Annotated in this window: 15 protein-coding genes and 1 tRNA gene; 12 read left to right on the forward strand and 4 right to left on the reverse strand. The window is 62.3% G+C overall.

The genetic code is table 11. From position 1 onward, the window contains the following. Window positions 1-42 precede the first annotated feature (42 nt). From BFX80_RS00270 to rep, 3 genes are all read left to right on the forward strand, one after another. Window positions 43-603 carry a YfaZ family outer membrane protein gene (locus BFX80_RS00270; RefSeq protein WP_077379903.1) on the forward strand — a complete coding sequence of 187 codons (561 nt, stop codon included), beginning with the start codon at window positions 43-45 and terminating at the stop codon, window positions 601-603. Between the two features lie 145 nt (window positions 604-748). Beyond that, the gene (gene trmL, locus BFX80_RS00275) at window positions 749-1,222 is read left to right on the forward strand and encodes a tRNA (uridine(34)/cytosine(34)/5-carboxymethylaminomethyluridine(34)-2'-O)-methyltransferase TrmL (protein WP_084207726.1); all 474 of its coding nucleotides are present in this window, start codon (window positions 749-751) and stop codon (window positions 1,220-1,222) included. Between the two features lie 75 nt (window positions 1,223-1,297). Then, window positions 1,298-3,379, forward strand: a complete 2,082-nt coding sequence (gene rep / locus BFX80_RS00280) for a DNA helicase Rep (RefSeq protein ID WP_084207727.1) — start codon at window positions 1,298-1,300, stop codon at window positions 3,377-3,379. Between the two features lie 13 nt (window positions 3,380-3,392). On the opposite strand, the gene BFX80_RS00285 is transcribed toward rep, so the two are convergent. Then, entirely contained in the window at window positions 3,393-3,887 is a 495-nt protein-coding gene (locus BFX80_RS00285; RefSeq protein WP_084207728.1) for a c-type cytochrome, read from the reverse strand. 145 nt (window positions 3,888-4,032) lie between these two features. Here BFX80_RS00285 and BFX80_RS00290 point away from each other — a divergent pair. Continuing rightward, window positions 4,033-4,109: transfer RNA gene (locus BFX80_RS00290), tRNA-Arg, on the forward strand. A gap of 293 nt (window positions 4,110-4,402) precedes the next feature. Next, window positions 4,403-5,860 carry a coniferyl aldehyde dehydrogenase gene (locus tag BFX80_RS00295; protein ID WP_127734291.1) on the forward strand — a complete coding sequence of 486 codons (1,458 nt, stop codon included), beginning with the start codon at window positions 4,403-4,405 and terminating at the stop codon, window positions 5,858-5,860. Window positions 5,861-5,866: 6 nt separating this feature from the next. Here the strand turns inward: BFX80_RS00295 and rnk are convergent, their stop codons facing one another. The 3 genes from rnk to typA form a co-directional block, all read right to left on the reverse strand. Then, entirely contained in the window at window positions 5,867-6,280 is a 414-nt protein-coding gene (rnk, locus tag BFX80_RS00300; protein WP_077379911.1) for a nucleoside diphosphate kinase regulator, read from the reverse strand. A 152-nt stretch (window positions 6,281-6,432) separates the two neighbouring features. Beyond that, window positions 6,433-7,323 carry a WYL domain-containing protein gene (locus tag BFX80_RS00305; protein ID WP_077379913.1) on the reverse strand — a complete coding sequence of 297 codons (891 nt, stop codon included), beginning with the start codon at window positions 7,321-7,323 and terminating at the stop codon, window positions 6,433-6,435. A gap of 626 nt (window positions 7,324-7,949) precedes the next feature. Continuing rightward, window positions 7,950-9,758, reverse strand: coding sequence for a translational GTPase TypA (typA, locus tag BFX80_RS00310; protein ID WP_077379915.1), 1,809 nt, complete (start codon window positions 9,756-9,758; stop codon window positions 7,950-7,952). 373 nt (window positions 9,759-10,131) lie between these two features. On the opposite strand from typA, the gene BFX80_RS17700 reads away from it, so the two are divergent. The 7 genes from BFX80_RS17700 (at window position 10,132) to BFX80_RS00340 (ending at window position 19,356) form a co-directional block, all read left to right on the forward strand. Then, window positions 10,132-10,425, forward strand: a complete 294-nt coding sequence (locus BFX80_RS17700; protein WP_136939534.1) for a hypothetical protein — start codon at window positions 10,132-10,134, stop codon at window positions 10,423-10,425. Further along, the gene (gene glnA / locus BFX80_RS00315; RefSeq protein WP_065392424.1) at window positions 10,418-11,824 is read left to right on the forward strand and encodes a glutamate--ammonia ligase; all 1,407 of its coding nucleotides are present in this window, start codon (window positions 10,418-10,420) and stop codon (window positions 11,822-11,824) included. The genes BFX80_RS17700 and glnA overlap by 8 nt, the downstream gene beginning before the upstream one ends. Before the next feature lie 417 nt (window positions 11,825-12,241). Beyond that, entirely contained in the window at window positions 12,242-12,883 is a 642-nt protein-coding gene (locus tag BFX80_RS00320) for a DUF4124 domain-containing protein (protein WP_240499632.1), read from the forward strand. Window positions 12,884-13,197: 314 nt separating this feature from the next. Next, the gene (gene glnL / locus BFX80_RS00325; protein ID WP_077380022.1) at window positions 13,198-14,277 is read left to right on the forward strand and encodes a nitrogen regulation protein NR(II); all 1,080 of its coding nucleotides are present in this window, start codon (window positions 13,198-13,200) and stop codon (window positions 14,275-14,277) included. Further along, window positions 14,274-15,683 carry a nitrogen regulation protein NR(I) gene (gene ntrC / locus BFX80_RS00330; RefSeq protein WP_077379917.1) on the forward strand — a complete coding sequence of 470 codons (1,410 nt, stop codon included), beginning with the start codon at window positions 14,274-14,276 and terminating at the stop codon, window positions 15,681-15,683. Before glnL ends, ntrC begins: the two co-directional genes overlap by 4 nt. A gap of 224 nt (window positions 15,684-15,907) precedes the next feature. Beyond that, on the forward strand, window positions 15,908-17,245 hold the full coding sequence (locus BFX80_RS00335) for a deoxyguanosinetriphosphate triphosphohydrolase (protein ID WP_084207729.1): 1,338 nt from the start codon (window positions 15,908-15,910) through the stop codon (window positions 17,243-17,245). Between the two features lie 359 nt (window positions 17,246-17,604). Beyond that, window positions 17,605-19,356 carry a BCCT family transporter gene (locus BFX80_RS00340; RefSeq protein ID WP_077379921.1) on the forward strand — a complete coding sequence of 584 codons (1,752 nt, stop codon included), beginning with the start codon at window positions 17,605-17,607 and terminating at the stop codon, window positions 19,354-19,356. Window positions 19,357-19,410: the final 54 nt, after the last annotated feature.

Consider the following 19,410-nt stretch of genomic DNA (forward strand, 5'->3'; position numbering starts at 1 on the left):
CCGCGCACACCACATTTCCCAGTCACGTAGAGAGACATGCACATGACAGCTTACCGTAACATTCTCGGCCTTTCGGCAGCTATCCTTGCCGCTAGCCTGTCCGCCCCGGCACTCGCCGGCAACGCCGATCTCAACCTCAACAGTGAAGCCGTCCAGGGCGAGCTGAACGGCGAGATCAGCAACGGCGTCCAGCTCGGCGGCGGTATCCTGTCCAGCGATGACCACGATGATGTCACCGCCGGTCACGTCCAGCTGCTGGGCACCGAGCGCACCAGCGAATACGACGTGGGCCTCGGCGCACGCTGGAGCCAGTACGACACCGACCACGGTGACGGCGGCGGTCTGGGCCTGGGCGGCTATGGCTACTACTACCTGCCGGGCGCGCCGCGCGTCTCGCTGGGTGGCTATGGCTACGTCACCCCGAACGTCGTGACCAGCGACGAGCTGGAGCACAGCTACGAATACGGTCTGCGCGCCCGCTACCAGGTCATCGACAACGTCGAAGGTTATGTCGGCTACCGCAAGGTGAAGGCGGACTTCGACAACCGTGACGAGCGCACGCTGGATTCCGGCCCGCTGGTCGGCATGCGTCTGCAGTTCTGATTCCCGCCCTGCGCGACGGATGCGCATTGCGGTAAGATGGCGGGCCCTTCGGGGCCCGCTTTGCGTTGTCCTGGCGGGCGGTGCTGCCATGAGGGGAATGCTGGCCTGCCAACGCCCTGTTTCGTCATCTGCCGCGAGTTCGCTCATGCTCGATATCGTGCTCTATCAGCCCGAGATTCCGCCCAATACCGGCAACATCATCCGCCTGTGCGCCAATACCGGCTTTCGCCTGCATCTGATCGAGCCGCTCGGGTTCGAGCTGGAGGACAAGCGCCTGCGGCGTGCCGGACTCGATTATCATGAGTGGGCACGTGTGCAGTGCCATGCCAGCCTCGATGACTTCGTCGCGAGCGTGAAGCCTGCGCGTATCTTCGCGCTCTCGACGCGGGGCCGCACCGCGCCGCATGAGGCCAGCTTCCAGGCCGGTGATGCGCTGGTGTTCGGCCCGGAGACGCGCGGCCTGCCACAGGCGATGCTCGACAGTCTCCCCCGCGAGCAGGTATTGCGCCTGCCGATGCTGGCCGACAGCCGCAGCATGAATCTGTCGAATGCCGTCGCCGTCGTCGTCTACGAAAGCTGGCGTCAGCTCGACTTTGCCGGGGCCGTGCAGCTTGATTGAGTGCGCTGCCCGGTCGTGCCCGGCACCACCAGAGATGTTTCTTCGATTGATTTCCTCGCCCAGCAGGACACCGTGATGACCGAGATCCGTGATCGCCTCGCCAAGCTCAATCCCCGCCAGCAGGAAGCCGTGCGCGCCATCGATGGCCCCTGTCTGGTACTGGCAGGGGCCGGTTCCGGCAAGACCAGCGTGATCACGACCAAGATCGCCTATCTGGTGCAGGAATGCGGCATGAAGGCACGCAACATCGCCGCCGTGACCTTCACCAACAAGGCGGCGCGCGAGATGAAGGAGCGAGTCGGCAAGATGCTCAAGGGCCGCGAGGGCCACGGGCTGATCGTCTCAACCTTCCACACCCTCGGCCTGACCATCATCCGCGGCGAGCTGAAGACACTGGGCTACAAGCCGGGCTTCTCGCTGTTCGACACCGATGACGCCAAGGTGTTGATCAAGGAACTGATGCACAAGGAAGCCGACACCGACGCCGAGCAGATCAATGCGGTGCAGAGCCAGATTTCCACCTGGAAGAATGACCTCATCCTGCCCGGGGCGGCGCTGTCGCATGCCGAGGATGAAGATGCCCAGTACGCCGCGGTGATCTACGAGGCCTACAACCGGCATCTCAAGGCCTACAACGCGGTGGACTTCGATGACCTGATCCTGCTGCCGGTGGTGCTGTTCCGTGACCATCCCGAGGTGCTGGCGCGCTGGCAGCGGCGCATCCACTACATGCTGGTCGATGAGTATCAGGACACCAACATCAGTCAGTATCTGCTGGTGAAGATGCTGATGCAGGAGCGTCAGACCTTCACCGTGGTGGGGGACGATGATCAGTCCATCTACGCCTGGCGCGGTGCGCGCCCCGAGAACCTCGTCACCCTCGGCGAGGATTTCCCGCGCCTGAATCTGATCAAGCTGGAGCAGAACTATCGCTCCACCGGCATCATCCTGCGCGCAGCGAACACCCTGATCGCCAACAACCCGCACGTCTACGACAAGACGCTGTGGTCGCAGATGGGCGATGGCGACCCGATCCGCATCATCATGAATCGCAACGAAGAGGCCGAGGCCGAGCGCGTGGCGGGGGAGATCCTGACGCGGCGCATCAAGGAAGGCGCCGAGTGGCGTGATTTCGCGGTGCTCTATCGTGGCAACTTCCAGGCGCGCCTGCTGGAGCTGAAGCTGCAGCATTACCAGATTCCCTACAAGCTCTCCGGCGGTACCTCCTTCTTCGGGCGCAACGAGATCAAGGACGCGATGGCGTATCTGCGGCTGTTGATCAATCCGGCCGATGACAACGCCTTCCTGCGCATCGTCAACGTGCCGCGACGCGAAGTCGGGCCGGGCACGCTGGAGAAGCTGGCCAACTACGCCACCGGGCGTGGCGTGTCACTCTACGCCGCCTGCAGCGAGATGGGCCTGCGCGAGCAGCTCAGCGAGCGGGCGCTGGACCGCCTCGGCCGCTTCACCCACACGCTGGACCGCGTGCGCCGCGAGATGGATGCCGGTCAGTCGATCAGCGCGATCCGCGAGCTGTTTCATGAAGTGGATTACGAGGGCTGGCTGTATCAGAACGCCAGTGCCCCCAAGATCGCCGAACGGCGCATGGCCAACGTCTGGATCCTGATCGACCAGCTGGAGAAGTCGATCAGCGGCAATCCCCAGGACCAGGTGGAAGAGCTTGAAGGCAGCGAGGCGATGGTCGGTGACACCGAGACCGGTGATGTCGCGGCGGCCATCTCACGTCTGGTGCTGCGCGACATTCTCGAGCAGCAGGCCGAGGAGGACGATTCGGACCGTGTGCAGCTGCTGACGCTGCATGCCTCCAAGGGCCTGGAATTCCCGCACGTCTACGTGATGGGGCTGGAGGAAGACCTGTTGCCGCACCGCAACTCCATCGAGATGGAGACGGTGGAGGAGGAGCGTCGCCTCGCCTATGTCGGCATCACGCGGGCACGGCGCACGCTGGTGCTGACACTGGCCCGGCAGCGCAAGACCTACGGCGAGATGATGGACTGTGTGCCGAGTCGCTTCCTGGACGAGCTGCCCCCCGAGGATCTCGAGTGGGAAGGGCGTGCCGACAAGCCGCAGGATCAGGAGAAGAAGGTGGCCCGCGGACGGGATGCCATCGCGGGCCTGCGTTCCCTGCTCGGTTAGTCGCGCTCGAGGGTCAGCGCACGGAGTCGAGCAGATAGTCCACGGCGGCCTTCACTTCCTCATCGGACAGCGCCGGGTTGCCGCCCTTGGCCGGCATGGCATTGAAGCCTTCGATGGCATGGGTGTAGAGCGTCTCGTCGCCCTTGGCGAGACGCGCTTCCCAGTCGCTGGCCTCGCCCAGACGCGGTGCGCCGGCCGCGCCCGTGGTATGGCAGGCCATGCAGATACCGCCGTAGACCTTCTCGCCGTCGATCGCGCTGGCAGCGCTGGCGGAGTCGGTCTCCGCCGCCGCAGACGGCTGTTGGCCCGCTCCGGCCATGTCACCTGCGCAACTCTCACCTTTCAGGCATAGCTCACCCACCGGCTTGAGGCGCTCGGCGATGGCGTCATGCGAATTGTCCGCGGCGAGCGCCTGTGAACTGACAAGCACGCTGAACAGCATCGCGCTCAGGGAAACCGGCAGGGATGAGCGCGTGAGGAATGACGCGGATGGCTGGCGAGCTTGCATGAGGTGCACCTTTTGAAGGCTGTGTATCGAGCCAGTATAGCGCTGGCCGAGGGGGCGGCAACCGTGTGACGGGCGTGATATCTCGACAACGTAGAATCAAGACGTTACCATAAGCGCGCCTTGGTTCTCCGCAACCATGGCATGCGCGCCCATAGCTCAGCTGGATAGAGTACTGCCCTCCGAAGGCAGGGGTCGCAGGTTCAAATCCTGCTGGGCGCGCCAACGAATTCCGTCATCGGCCGATCGGCAAGATGACATCCGAGAAGCCCTCGCACCTCACGGTGCGGGGGCTTCTTGCATTCTGGCTTGCGTGGACTGTCGTGCAGACTTTCTTTGACGCCATCAAACGAGTGTTCTAAAACGGAGTGAGCCACGACGACGTCTGTCATTCTCGACAGCTCCCACCGGATACGCTCATGACGCCTGCTTCCCCTGTAGACCCCCGTGCTGTTGACGACCTGCCTGCCACCTCCGACGCTGCGACTGCCTCATCAGACCACGAGGGAGAGGCCGAGATGGCTCGCATGCGTGAGTTGCTGGACGCTCAGCGAGCAGCCTTCGCCCACGCGCCGATGCCGAGTGCCGAGGAGCGGCGTGGCTGGCTGGCAGCGCTGCGTGATGCCCTCAAGGCGCACGAGGAGGCCTTGGTCGCGGCCATCAGCCGAGATTTCGGTCATCGCAGTGCTCACGAGACACGCCTGGCGGAACTGGTACCGAGCTACGAGGGCATTCGCCATGCACGCCGTCACCTGAAGGGCTGGATGAAGCCCTCGAAGCGCCACGTCAGCGCCGCCTTCCAGCCAGCCAGTGCAAGTGTCGTCTACCAGCCACTTGGTGTGGTCGGCATCATCGTGCCGTGGAACTATCCGCTGTATCTGGCGATCGGCCCCTTGATCAGCGCGCTGAGCGCCGGCAATCGGGTGATGATCAAGATGAGCGAATTCACGCCGGAAACCGCCGAGGCGCTGCGCGGCATGCTCGCGGATGCCTTCGAGGAAGTGCAGGTCGCGGTGGTGACCGGCCAGGCCGAGGTCGCGGCGGCCTTCTCGGCACTGCCCTTCGACCACCTGCTGTTCACCGGCAGCACGGCGGTGGGCCGGCATGTGATGCGCGCCGCGGCGGAGAATCTGACCCCCGTCACGCTGGAGCTGGGCGGCAAGTCGCCGGTGATCATGTCGCGCCAATTGATGGCGGACGACGCGCAGCGCCGCGAGGCGGCCTCACGTCTTGCCTTCGGCAAGGGCATGAATGCCGGCCAGACCTGTGTCGCTCCGGATTACGTGCTGTGTGCGGAAGATCAGATCGAGTCGCTGGTTCAGGCGTTGGGGGAGTGCTTCCAGCGCTTCTATCCGCGCTTCGCCGAGACGCAGGATTACTCGCGCATCATCAATCAGCGTCAATACCAGCGCGTGAGGGAAGTGCTCGAGGATGCACTGGCCAAGGGTGCGACGCTCAGGCCATTGCTCGACAGCCCTGACTGGGATGACCCGGCGCTGGTCGAGAAGCGTCTGATGCCGCCGCTGGCACTGCTTGAGGTGACGGATGAGATGCGGGTGATGCAGGAGGAGATCTTCGGGCCGCTGCTGCCGATTGTCGCGCTGCCGGACGCGGCGGTGGATGAGCTGTCCGCTGCGATGGCCTACGTGAATGCGCGCCCACGCCCGCTGGCGCTTTACTACTTCGGCCACGACAAGCACGAACAGCAGCGGGTCACCGAGGGCACGCATGCAGGCGGAATGTGTCTGAACGACACCCTGCTGCATGTGGCGCAGGATGACATGCCGTTCGGCGGCATCGGGCCATCCGGCATGGGGCATTACCACGGGCGGGAAGGGTTCCAGACGCTGAGCAAGGCCAAGGGCGTCTTTGCCAAGGGGCGCATGAATGGCGCGAAGCTGATGTATCCGCCCTATGCCGACGGGCCGGCAGCACGCGCCATCCATGGTCTGATCCGCCGCCTGCTGATGCGCTAGGCGCTGTCAGCGGTGCAGATCGCCCGCGCTTTCCGGCTGGTAGTGGAGCGCCTCGATACGTACCTCGTGCAGGCTGCCATCCGGCAGCTGCCACTCGATGAGGCTACCGACCCGCAGCCCCAGCAGAGCGGCTCCCAGAGGCGCCAGTACTGACAGGCCATCCTGCTGGTCTGACAGGGCGTGCGGATAGACCAGCGTGCGTATCAGGGTCTGCTGGCGGGTCAGATCCGTGAACTCCACGCGGCTGTTCATGCTGACGATATCGGCGGGCACCTCGTGAGGCTCGACGATATCGCCGCGCTCCAGTTCGTCCTCGAGCTGTTCCGCCACCTGGCGGTCGGCAGCCGAGACGCGATCAATCAGGCGCTCGAGGCGTTCGGCATCCAGACGATTGATGATGATCGAGGGAAGTGTGGCCATGTGACCTCCTGTCAGGTGTGGTATCCGCGCCTTGCTGACAAGGCCTGGCGAGTTACCAAAAAAACAGCCCTCCGCCGGGTAGGCGAAGGACTGTGTGCAGAAGTCATCATATAAACTTCACTCAGCGCTGGATAGTCCTGCAAGCCATCGTTTCAGGCGCTGGAGCTGACGAACAACCAGTCGCTGATCTCGGCATGATTCAACACCACCAATTGCTGCGCACGGGGCGACTCATCCAGATAATCCGGATTGATGCCCAGCTCACGCAGCACATACTGGACGAGGGCGCCGCGAGTTGGCAGGTGAAGCTCGCCGTCGACCATGCCGTGGTCCTGTTCGATCAGGCCACGCTCATCTGGCGTCAGGCGAGGGTCTGCCCCCAGGCGCAGGGTGACCCGGGTTTCCCAGCCGTCATCGAATTCACGTTGACTGCCTTCAAGTGCCTCGCCGAACAGCTCAGGGACATCGCGGAATCGAGACAGCACGAAGTCGCGAAAAGCCCGGTTCTTCTCACAGAAGGCCCGCACATGCCAGCGACCTGCGGCATAGACCAGCGTATGTGGACACAGGATACGCTCTTCCCCCTGAGGGGAGTTCAAAGAGGCGTAGGTGACCTCCAGGCGTGCTCCCTGGCTGGCCGCTTCAATCAATGTCCGGACCACGGGCGGGCTGGCGCTGCGGGACGGCAAGCGGAGCGCCTCGGTGTTGGCCTGACCGAGTCCGAGTCCGGTGAAGTGGGGATTCAGATTGTCATGATTGCCGAGCAGCTGCAGATATTCATCCACCTCACCCCGCGTCAGCATCGGGTGAAAATTGGCGGAGGGGCGGTAGCCCTTGATCACGGGATCATATTCAAGATTGTGTTCGGCGACGGTCTCGCGATAGGTCTTCATGACGCGTGACGCCTGCTGGCGTGCTATCCCGAAGGCGTTGCCCAGATGACGTGACGTGACGCGGCCTTCCCACAGGGCGATGATCTCGATCAGACGGTAGCGTGCCAGCGTGTCCCAGGGCAGGGTTTCCAGGCGTTCCTTGATGCTCATTGATGAATCCTTTCATACGGGTCTTCTATGGCGCCGAAATGCGAGATTGCTGGAGAGGGCCCTGGCAATGGCAACGCGTGGCAGGCGTCATTGATGATCGGGAAGATGACCCGGTTCCGGGCTTCCTGTGATGGCTGAGGACTTCTTAAATGCTGGGTAGGCATGAAAAAAGCTCCGGCAGAAGATACCTGTTCGGATGCGTTGACCCCAGTGTCCGCGAAAGGCGCGACTTCATTGCGTCGCATGAAAGTGACGCATTGAAATAATCTGTTGCCATATAAACAGGTTCCAGTTTTCTATTGCGGCTTCTGGCCGTTGCGGGCAACAAGTTGGCGCATCCGAAAACCACTATCGCCGGGTGGAAGAGAGCAGCACTGCGATATGCGCAACAACAGAAGCTTGATATGACTCACATTTAAGAGGTTAGAACGCGTTAGGCCAAGGAACGGACGTTTGAGGGGGGAAACTGCCGGCCCTAATGGCGACGCACTATCTGCAATGACATGCTCGAGTATTAGGGAAGTGGCGTTGTTAACGCCTGAAACGCAAAAGACCCGCCGGGAGGCGGGTCTTTTGCGTTTCAGGCTTGCCCTCCACATGGGGTGGAGGGCTGCACGGGCAGCGTCTTACTTGCTGGCGCGCTTGCGCTCGTTCTCTTTCAGGTACTTCTTGCGGATACGGATGTGCAGCGGAGTGACTTCCACCAGCTCATCGGAATCCAGGAACTCGATCGCCTGTTCCAGAGTGAAGCGGATCGGCGGCGTCAGCACGATGTTCTCGTCGTTGCCGGTGGAGCGCATGTTATCCAGCTTCTTGGCCTTGGTCGGGTTGACGACCAGGTCGTTGGCACGGTTGTGGATACCCACCAGCATGCCTTCATAGACTTCGGTACCGTGACCGATGATCAGCTTGCCGCGCTCCTGCAGAGTGTACAGGGCGTAGGACAGTGCCTTGCCCGGCACCATGGAGATCATGACACCGTTGCGACGCTCGACGCCTGCGCCTTCCTTCAGGTCACCGTAGTGATCGAAGCGGCTGGTCAGGATGCCGGTACCGGAGGTCAGGGTCAGGAACTGGCCACGGAAGCCGATCAGACCACGTGACGGGATGATGAAGTCCAGACGCACACGACCCTTGCCATCCGGGTTCATGTTGGTCAGCTCACCCTTGCGGTAGCCCAGCTCTTCCATGATGGAGCCCTGGTGCTGCTCTTCACAGTCGATGATGACTTCTTCGTACGGCTCCTGCTTCTTGCCGTCGATTTCCTTGATGATGACTTCCGGGCGGCCCACGGCCAGCTCGAAGCCTTCACGACGCATGGATTCGATCAGTACGGAGAGGTGCAGCTCACCACGGCCGGAAACGACGAATTTCTCCGGCGTCTCACCCTGTTCGACGCGCAGGGCGACGTTGTGGATCAGTTCCTGATCCAGACGCTCACGGATGTTGCGGCTGGTGACGAACTTGCCGTCCTGACCGGCGAACGGAGAGTCATTGACCTGGAAGGTCATGGAGACGGTCGGCTCATCGACGGTCAGCGGCGGCAGCGCTTCGACGGTCGCGGTGTCGCAGATGGTGTCGGAGATCGCGAGGTTCTCGATACCGGTGATGCAGACGATGTCGCCGGCGGTCGCCTTGTCGGTCTGCACGCGGTCCAGACCCATGTGGGTCATGACCTGGCCGATCTTGCCCTTGCGGACAGCGCCTTCCTTGGTGACGATGGAAACCTGCTGGCCCGGGCTGACGGAACCGCGCTTGATGCGGCCCAGACCGATGACGCCGACGTAGCTGTTGTAGTCCAGTGCGGAGATCTGCATCTGGAACGGGCCGTCCAGCTCGACCTTCGGCGGCTCGACGATGTCGACGATGGACTGGAACATCGGGTCCATGGTGTCTTGCAGGTCTTCCGGATCCATGCCGGCAATGCCGTTGAGGGCAGAGCAGTAGATGATCGGGAAGTCGAGCTGCTCGTCGGTCGCGCCCAGGTTGTCGAACAGATCGAAGATCTGGTCGACGACCCAGTCAGGACGAGAGCCCGGACGGTCGATCTTGTTGACGACGACGATCGGCTTCAGACCCTGGGCGAAAGCCTTCTGGGTCACGAAGCGAGTCTGCGGCATCGGGCCATCGACAGCATCGACCAGCAGCAGTACGGAATCGACCATGGACATCACGCGCTCGACTTCGCCACCGAAGTCAGCGTGCCCAGGGGTATCCACGATGTTGATGTGGTAATCGTTCCACTGGATCGCGGTGTTCTTCGCGAGAATGGTGATGCCGCGCTCTTTTTCCTGGTCGTTGGAATCCATGATGCGTTCCTGACCCTCGGCCTTGCGGTCCAGGGTGCCAGACTGACTCAGGAGCTTGTCGACCAGGGTAGTTTTACCGTGGTCAACGTGGGCGATGATGGCTATGTTGCGAAGTTTCTCGATCACGACGGGAACCTGTGCGGAAAATGGGCGCTCGCGTACCGGGCGCTTGTGATTTGGGGCGCATTATAGGGGGCATGGCATGCCTCCTGCCAGCATCGTGCATTCACGAGGCGGGTCAGTGAGGGCCATGGATTGGCCTGAAGTGCCCAAATGATTGTCTCTCAAGTCTTTTCCGCGCGCTTGTGACAGATGAAAAAAAACTTGTGGCCAGGGACTGCCATGACGATCACGAGCGAAAAAGACCGTCATCGACAGCGAGTTCTCTCGAATTGACGCGGCCAGCGTGAGGCTGATGTGACCGGTCAGATCGGCCTGATGGCTCATCATGCACCATATTGGTGCCAAGGCATTTTTTGATGCACCAATATGATAATTCGTGCCTGCGCAATCCTCTTTTCTGCACCTTGTGGGGTCATGTTTCTCGCTGCAAAATCCAGCATGTCATCTTTGGGTGCATGTATTTCTTCATTGTTTTCAGTTAGTTATTGTTGTTGATGTTCTGGTGTGCTTCATTCTGGCACGCTCGATGCATTATCAGGTCATCCTCTTCATGGCTGGCATCCATTGGCTGACCATGAGAAAAAAGACAGACAACGAAAGACCTGAACAGACAACGCTGACACCAACTGCAACCGAGCCGCCGGCTCCATCGGAGAATTACCATGGCTGAGAAGACACTTGCCCTGATTGAAGAACACGAAGTCAAGTGGGTTGATCTGCGCTTCACCGACACCAAGGGCAAGGAGCAGCACGTCTCCATCCCGGCGCGCACGGTTGACGAAGAATTCTTCGAGAATGGTCAGATGTTCGATGGTTCTTCTATCGAAGGTTGGAAGGGCATCAACGAGTCCGACATGATCCTGATGCCGGACGACGGCACTGCCTTCCTTGACCCGTTCACCGAAGACACCACTCTGGTGCTGCGCTGTGACGTCATCGAGCCGGCCACCATGCAGGGCTATGAGCGCGACCCGCGTTCCGTCGCCAAGCGTGCCGAGGAATATCTGAAGTCCACCGGTCTGGGCGATACTGCCTTCTTCGGTCCGGAGCCGGAATTCTTCATCTTCGATGAAGTGCACTGGAAGAACGAGATGAACGGCGCGATGTTCAAGATCTCTTCCGAAGAAGGTGCATGGGCGACCGATTCCACGCCGGAAGGCGGCAACCTGGGTCACCGTCCGCGTCTGAAGGGCGGCTACTTCCCGGTCCCGCCGATCGATAGCTTCCACGATATCCGTGCTGCCATGTGCAACACCCTGGAAGCCATCGGTCAGGAAGTCGAAGTTCACCACCACGAAGTGGCGAACGCCGGCCAGAACGAGATCGGTGTCAAGTTCAACACCCTGGTCAAGAAGGCCGATGAGGTTCAGGAACTCAAGTACGTGATCCACAACGTGGCGCACGCTTACGGCAAGTCCGCGACCTTCATGCCCAAGCCGCTGGTCGGTGACAACGGTTCCGGCATGCACGTTCACCAGTCCTTCTGGAAGGATGGCGACAACCAGTTCGCCGGTGACGAGTACGCGGGTCTGTCCGAAATGGCCCTCTACTACATTGGCGGCATCATCAAGCACGCTCGTGCGCTGAACGCCTTCACCAATGCGTCCACCAACTCCTACAAGCGTCTGGTGCCGGGCTTCGAAGCCCCGGTCATGCTGGCCTACTCTGCCCGCAACCGTTCCGCTTCCATCCGTATCCCGTACACCGCCAGCCCGAAAGGCAAGCGTGTCGAGGCTCGCTTCCCGGATCCGACGGCCAACCCGTACCTGGCGTTCTCCGCGATGCTGATGGCCGGTATCGACGGCATCAAGAACAAGATCCACCCGGGCGATGCCATGGACAAGAACCTCTACGACCTGCCGGCCGAAGAAGCCAAGTCCATCCCGACCGTGGCCGAGAGCCTCGAACAGGCACTGACCGCGCTGGACGGCGATCGTGAGTTCCTGACCCAAGGTGGCGTCTTCACCGACGACATGATCGATGCCTACCTCGAGCTGAAGGGCGAAGACATCCAGCGCCTGCGCATGGCGACTCACCCGCTCGAATTCGACATGTACTACAGCGTCTGATCTACCGACGGCGCATGTCGCTCACGGCCCCGCCCGGAGCAGTCTGAGCGCGGGGCATGCGTGAGGCGAGACACACAGGGTCATACCGACAGGTATGGCCCTGTTCTCGTTTCTGAGACATGTGCTCCAAGAGCTGACTCCCGGCTGTCCAGGACCCGCGACCCGTCGCGGAAAGTCGCGTCGCAACAAGCAGGGCTGGTATCAACGCGGGAAGCTTTGTAACTTGGCAGCAGGATATGTCACTTCTGGCACGCTGGTAGCGTCCGAGTGAGTGACACGACTGGCAGGAGCGGATGCGCGCTTCTGGCTTCCCATGACTTCTTCAGGAATTCCCGGATGTGGCCCTTCACTTCTTCTTCGCGTGGCATCGGTTCAGTGGGTGACAGCAGGTCCTTGCCGGTCAAGGGAATGCGGCGGATGGCTCGCCTGTCCGGCATGACGACGCTCGGCCTCTGCCTGTCAGCGGTGCTGGCCCTGGGCAGCGTCTCGGCGGAGCTCGAGGCGGCTCAGGTCTACCGGCACGTGGATGCCAACGGCAACGTGGTGTTCAGTGATCAGCCGGCGGGCGGCAGCAAGGTCAAGCTGACGCCGCTGAGTGTGGTGCCTTCCACCGAGTCTGCTCCCTCGCGCGCGCCTGCTTCGCGTGGCGTGTCATCTTCCCCGTCCGAGACCGCTTCCCGTAGCCGACCCTCCGCGCCTGCCGTGGATGTCAGCTTCCGTGGCTATACCCGCTTCTTCATCCAGAGCCCGAGCAATGAAGAGACGCTGCCCACGGGGCAGGCCGGCAACCTGGCGGTGCGCCTGGCCATCGAGCCGCAGCTGCGTCCCGAGCACAAGGTACGCGTGACCGTGGATGGCGCGCCGTCGCAATCGGCCATGAACAGCAGTGTCTTCATGGTGCCGGGGCTCGAGCGTGGCAAGCATGTCATCCAGGCGGAGCTGCTGGATGCCTCCGGACGAGTGCGCCAGACCACCGAGCCCCGTGTGGTCTACGTGCAACGCGCCAGCGTCAATCTCCCGCGCAATCCCAACAACCCGGCCAATGCCGGGGGTGGCTGAGAGGCGGGGGTGACAGTCCTCCTGGCTTGCGAACGACACGTGACTCGCGCGCCAGGTCATCAGGCCACCTTCGGGTGGCCTTTTTTTGCCGCCAGGTCTGGCAGCGGTATCGCCCGCGATGCAGCAGCACGCCCGCTGATGAGCAGGTCTGCTGCATCGGGTTGGCAGTGCGAACCTTTGGTGCACCATAATGGTGCTTCAAATCGACGCCCGAAAGAGGTGCATCGGCGCGGGTGCCATGCACGCGGCATTTGCACCAGACTGGCGCGGTTATTGCAGAACAGGGAGACGTACTGCGAATGGCGGATAAAGGCATGCATCAACGACTGCTCGAACACCTGAATACTGCCGTGGTGGTGCTGGATGCACAGCTGCGCGTGGTATGGCTGAACCCGGCGGCCGAGACGCTATTGGCGGTCAGCCTGGTGCGCGTCAAGGGCAGCTCCCCTGAACATCTGACCGGGCTGGATGAAGAGCCCATCAAGGTGCTGCGCAAGGCGCTGGAAGAACAGCATCCCTATACCCAGCGTGAGGCCGAGATCGTCAATGCGGCCAACGAGCCGCTGACGGTGGACTTCACCGCGACCCCGGTCAGCGCCAATGAGCTGCTGGTGGAAATCGAGCCGCGTGATCGTCTGATGCAGATCTCTCGCGAGGAGGCGCTGATCGCTCGGCAGGAAGCCGTCAAGGTGCTGACACGCGGGCTGGCGCATGAAGTGAAGAACCCGCTTGGCGGTATCCGGGGCGCGGCCCAGTTGCTGGAGCGCGATCTGCCGGAACCGCAGATGGTGGAGTTCACGCGCATCATCATCGAGGAGGTGGATCGCCTGCGCGATCTGGTCGATCGCATGCTGGGGCCGAATCGGCCACCGCTGCAGTCGCCGGTCAATATCCACTCGGTGACCGAGCGGGTGCGCTCCCTGCTGGCGGCGGAAGGGCATCACATCAAGCTGACGGCCGACTATGATCCGAGCCTTCCTGAAGTCATCGGCGATGAAGGCCAGTTGATCCAGGCGGTGCTCAACATCGCGCGCAACGCGACCCAGGCCCTCAACGAGCAGCCGCAGCCCGAATCAGCCGATGGCAATGAGGCGCCGTGGGAGATCACCCTGCGCACGCGGGCCCGGCGGCAGTTCACGCTGGGTCATGAGCGCCATCGTCTGGTCTGTGAGCTGGCGATCAGCGACAACGGCCCGGGCATTCCCGAGGCGCTGCGCGAGACGCTGTTCTACCCGATGGTCTCGGGGCGCGCCGAAGGCTCAGGGCTCGGGCTTTCCATCGCCCAGGGCATCCTGCACCAGCATCAGGGGTTGATCGAGTGTGACTCGCGCCCCGGCCATACCGAATTCCGACTATTAATCCCGCTTGCCGGCACTTCTGGAGATCCCTCATGAGCGAGACTGCACGCGTCTGTATCGTCGATGATGACCGCGCCATCCGCTGGGTACTGGAGCGCGCTCTGGCCCAGCCTGACCTCGAGGTGGAAAGCTTCGAGCGCCCGGATCAGGCAGAAGCCAGCATCATGCGACAGTGCCCGGATGTGCTGATCACCGACATCCGCATGCCCGGTATCGATGGCCTCGATCTGATGGCACGAGTCCGCGAGCGTTATCCGGACCTGCCGGTGATCGTGATGACGGCCCATTCCGACCTCGACAGTGCCGTGGCCTCCTATCAGGGCGGTGCCTTCGAGTATCTGCCCAAGCCCTTCGATGTCGATGAGGCGCTGGCGCTGGTGCGGCGCGCCGTGGCGCACGCGCGGGAATCCAAGGCCCCCGCGGTGGTGCCGGAAGGATTGACCAAGGAGATCATCGGGGAAGCGCCAGCGATGCAGGAGGTCTTTCGGGCCATCGGTCGCCTGTCCCAGTCGCACATCACCGTACTGATCAACGGCGAATCCGGGACCGGCAAGGAGCGTGTCGCCCAGGCGCTGCATCAGCATTCGCCCCGCAAGGCCAAGCCGTTCATCGCGTTGAACATGGCGGCGATCCCCAAGGACCTGATGGAGTCAGAGCTCTTCGGCCACGAGAAGGGCGCCTTCACCGGTGCCACCGCTCTGCGTCGCGGACGCTTCGAGCAGGCCGATGGTGGCACCCTGTTCCTGGACGAGATCGGCGACATGCCGGCGGAAACCCAGACACGTCTGTTGCGGGTGCTGGCGGATGGCGAGTTCTACCGCGTGGGGGGCATCACGCCGGTCAAGGTGGATGTGCGTATCATCGCCGCGACCCACCAGCACCTGGAGGCGTTGGTGGAGGATGGTCGTTTCCGCGAGGATCTCTTCCACCGCCTCAACGTGATTCGCGTCCACCTGCCACGGCTGTCAGAGCGCCGTGAGGATATCCCGCGCCTGATGCAGCACTTCCTCGCCGAAGCCGCACGCGAGCTGGCCACGGACCCCAAGGTGCTCACCGAGGCGGCCGAGAAGCACCTCACGCGCTTCGACTGGCCGGGCAACGTGCGCCAGCTGGAGAACACCTGTCGCTGGCTGACGGTGATGGCCTCGGGCCGCGAGGTGATGGTCGAGGATCTGCCGCCGGAACTGCGTGACGTCAGTGGCACCGAGGCCGCGTCCGGGGACTGGCGTGGTGCCTTCCGTGAATGGGCGGACCGCGCACTCGCCGCCGGTCATACCCATCTGCTGGAAGAGGCGGTGCCCGACTTCGAGCGCATCCTGATCGAGACGGCGCTCAAGCATACCGGCGGTCGCAAGGGCGAAGCCGCCGAGTTGCTGGGCTGGGGACGCAACACGCTGACGCGCAAGCTCAAGGTGCTGTTGCCGGCACTGGCCGAGGATTGAGTCGCCCCGGCGCCAGACAGTCCCGAGCGCCCTTCTCAGACTGAGCGGGTGATGAACCACCTGAGCGGGTAGAGAAACCGTCTGGGCGGACAGGAGAACCGCCCAGCGGTCTGGAGAGAAAGAGAACAGGGTGCCACAATCCCTGTTCTCTTTTTTTCTGCCCGTCATTCACCGTTGTCTGCTCGCCGGCGTCGTTTCTCGGGCGCCTGCCAAGGAGTTGCCTGATGTCATCAATGAACTGGGAACGACTGCTGGAGCCGAGTCGCCTGCATGACGCACCGGGCACCGTATCGCGTGAGATGGGCCGTACGCCCTTCCACAAGGATCACGACCGGATCGTGTTCGCGGGCTCCTTCCGACGGCTGGGTCGCAAGACCCAGGTGCACCCACTGACCGACAACGACCACATCCACACGCGTCTGACCCACTCCCTGGAGGTCGGCTGCGTCGGGCGTTCGCTGGGCATGATGGTCGGCGAGAAGTTGAAGGACCATCTGCCCGAGTGGGTCACGCCCGCCGACCTCGGCGTCATCGTCCAGACCGGCTGTCTGGGACATGACATCGGCAACCCACCCTTCGGGCATGCCGGAGAATATGCCATCCGTGACTGGTTTGCCGCAGAGGCCGCCAGTGACCACGGGCGTCTGTCAGGCTTGAGCGAGGCCGAGCGCGAAGACCTGCTGACCTATGAAGGCAACGCCCAGGGCTTTCGTATCGTCACCCAGATCGAATACAACCAGTTTCATGGCGGCATGCGCCTGACGGCGGCGACGTTGGGCACCCTGCTCAAGTATCCCTGGACGGTGAAGCACGCCACGGCAGGCGGCAAGTTCGGTTGCTACCAGAGTGAGCGTGAACTGCTGGATCAGGTGGCCGAGCGCTGCGGGCTGCTGGCGCGTGACGATGGCCGCTGGTGTCGCCACCCGTTGGCGTGGCTGGTCGAGGCTGCCGATGACATCTGCTATGCGCTGCTCGATCTCGAGGATGGTCTCGAGATGGGCATACTGCAGTTCGAGGAGGTCTACGAGATTCTGACCGGCATCAGTGGTGGCGCGCCGCGGGAGTATGACGACATGGTCGCGCGTGGCACGTCACAGCGGCGCAAGGTGGCGGCCCTCAGGGGCGCGGCGATGGAGCGGGCGGTCAATGACGTGGCCCAGGCCTTCGTGCAGCATGAGGCGGAATTGCTGGCGGGCACCCTCAGTGAGGACCTGCTGGATCTGTGTCATCCCGATCTCGGCTGGGGCGTGCGGGAAGCCAAGAATCTGGCGCGCCAGAAGATCTTTCGCAACGAGCGCAAGGCCAAGCTGGAAATCGGCGCCTACACCACGCTGGGCATCCTGCTCGAAGCCTTCATCGGGGCTGCCCATGAGCTGCACACCACGGGGCGCTCCAGCTTCAAGCATCAGCGCGTGCTGGCGCTGATCGGCGAGAACACCCCGACGCGTGACTGGGATCTCTACCGCAGTTACCGGCGCATGCTCGATTTCATCGGCGGCATGACCGATCACTTCGCCGTGGACCTCGCTCAGGAGATGGGTGGCCGCTTGCGCGGCGACTGAGCCATCCGCTCGAGCATGACGACTGTCCGGCAAGCCGTGCCGGGCAGTCGTGGTCTGCCGTGTCATCTCCGCGTTGCCTTGCCGGCCTCCTGCCGGTCACGCGCCCCATCTGTTCAGGCAACTCCTCTTTCCCGCTTTCCCTCCGTCCCTCTTTTCCTTTTTCCTCGATGTCTCCGTCGACGTGATCCTGGCCGGCTGCTGTCTCGCGTGACGTCCTTGCGCTGACAAGCGGTAAATTTTCTTTACGTAGCCTATCGAGTTGTTGTACTAGCTTTGTACGAAGTGTGAACGCGCAGGTCACTTTTCATTCATGATAAGCTATTATCATGCAGGGCAATAACGATAAACGAGGCTTATTTATGAGCAAGAAAACCCCCGGAGGAACCGCTGCCAACGCGGAGAACAAGCCAGAGAAGGCCTTCGACATGATCGACAAGCCGACCTTCTTCGGCTCGATCTTTCTGCTGCTGGCAGTGACGTTGCCATTGGTCATCTTCCCCGAGCAGGGTGCGATGTGGGTATCGGCGGCCAAGAATTTCGTCACCAGCAAGCTGGGTGTGCTCTACCTGATGCTGGGTGTCGGAGCCGGTGGCTTCATGATCTACATCATCTTCAGTGATATCGGGCAGATCAAGCTGGGCGACGCCGAAGAGAAGCCCGAGTTCTCGATCGTGTCGTGGGCGGCCATGCTGTTCTGCGCCGGTATCGGGGCCTCCATCCTCTACTGGTCGATGATCGAGTGGGTCTACTACTACCAGTCGCCGCCGTTCCACGTGGAAGGTCAGACACCGGAGGCCGCGGAATGGGCCGCCGCCTACGGTATCTTCCACTGGGGGCCGCTGGCATGGGCGATCTATCTGATTCCCGCCGTGCCGATCGCCTACTTCTACTACGTGCGTCACCACAGTGTCCTGAAGATTTCCGAGGCGCTGATGCCGGTGCTCGGCGAAAAGCTGGCGCGTGGCTGGCTGGGCAAGCTGGTCGACATCAGCTTCGTCTTCGGCATGCTGGGTGGCGGGGCGACCACGCTCGGTCTGGCAGCTCCGATGATCAACGAGGGGGTGCATGAGCTGTTCGGCGTACCCAAGTCGCTGATGACCCAGGTCGTCGTGCTGCTGGTGTGTACCGCGCTGTTCGGCTACAGCGCCTACGTGGGGCTTAAGAAGGGCATCAAGCTGCTGTCGGATATCAACTTCTGGCTGGCGGTCGGGTTGCTGCTGTTCATCTTCATCGCAGGTCCGACCCTGTTCATGGCCAATACCGGTCTGGACGCGCTGGGGCGCGTGATGAGCAATCTGATCCACATGGCGACCTGGCTTGAGCCGTTCGCCGAGTTCAAGGGCTTCGAGAACACCCACTTCCCGCAGGACTGGACCATCTTCTACTGGGCCTGGTGGCTGGTGTTCGCGCCCAGCGTGGGGCTGTTCATCGCGCGCATCTCGCGGGGTCGCACCATTCGCGCGATGGTGGCGGGCTCGATGTTCTTCGGCACCATGGGCTGCTTCCTGTTCTTCATGGTGATGGGCAACTACGGCCTGTACCTGCAGCTGTCAGGTGAGCTGGACGTGGTGACCATACTCAACGAGCAGAGCCCGACCGCTGCCATCTTCGCCATGCTGCATACCCTGCCGCTGGACTATGTGGTGATCTTTGCCTTCACGCTGCTGGCACTGATCTTCACGGCCACCACCTTCGACTCCATCTCCTACATCCTGGCGGCCGTGGTCCAGAAGGAAGTGGATGAGGAGCCGATGCGCTGGAACCGTCTCTTCTGGGCCTTCGCGCTGTCGTTCATGCCGATCGTACTGATGTTCGTCGGCGGGCTGGAAACCCTGCAGACGGCCTCGATCATCGGTGGCGTGCCGTTGCTGGCGGTGGCGTTGCTGCTGTGCATCTCCATCGTGCGCGCCGCGCACTATGACCTGCGCTATCAGCCGGATTACACGGTCAAGGAGATCAATATCGAGGAATTCCCGGAAGACGACCCCTGGACGGAAGAGGGCACCTGGGAGATTCCGGACGAGGACGTGCCTGCGGCGGGCAAGCCGCAGCAGGACACGCCCAAGGATCATGTCGAAGGCGACCCGCACAGCCGTCCTTCCCGACTGTGATCCGGCCGGCCTGAAGGATCAGGCCGCCGACGATAGAAAGCCGCCCCGAGGGGC

The organism is Cobetia marina (assembly GCF_001720485.1).
GTDB classification, from domain to species: Bacteria; Pseudomonadota; Gammaproteobacteria; order Pseudomonadales; family Halomonadaceae; genus Cobetia; species Cobetia marina.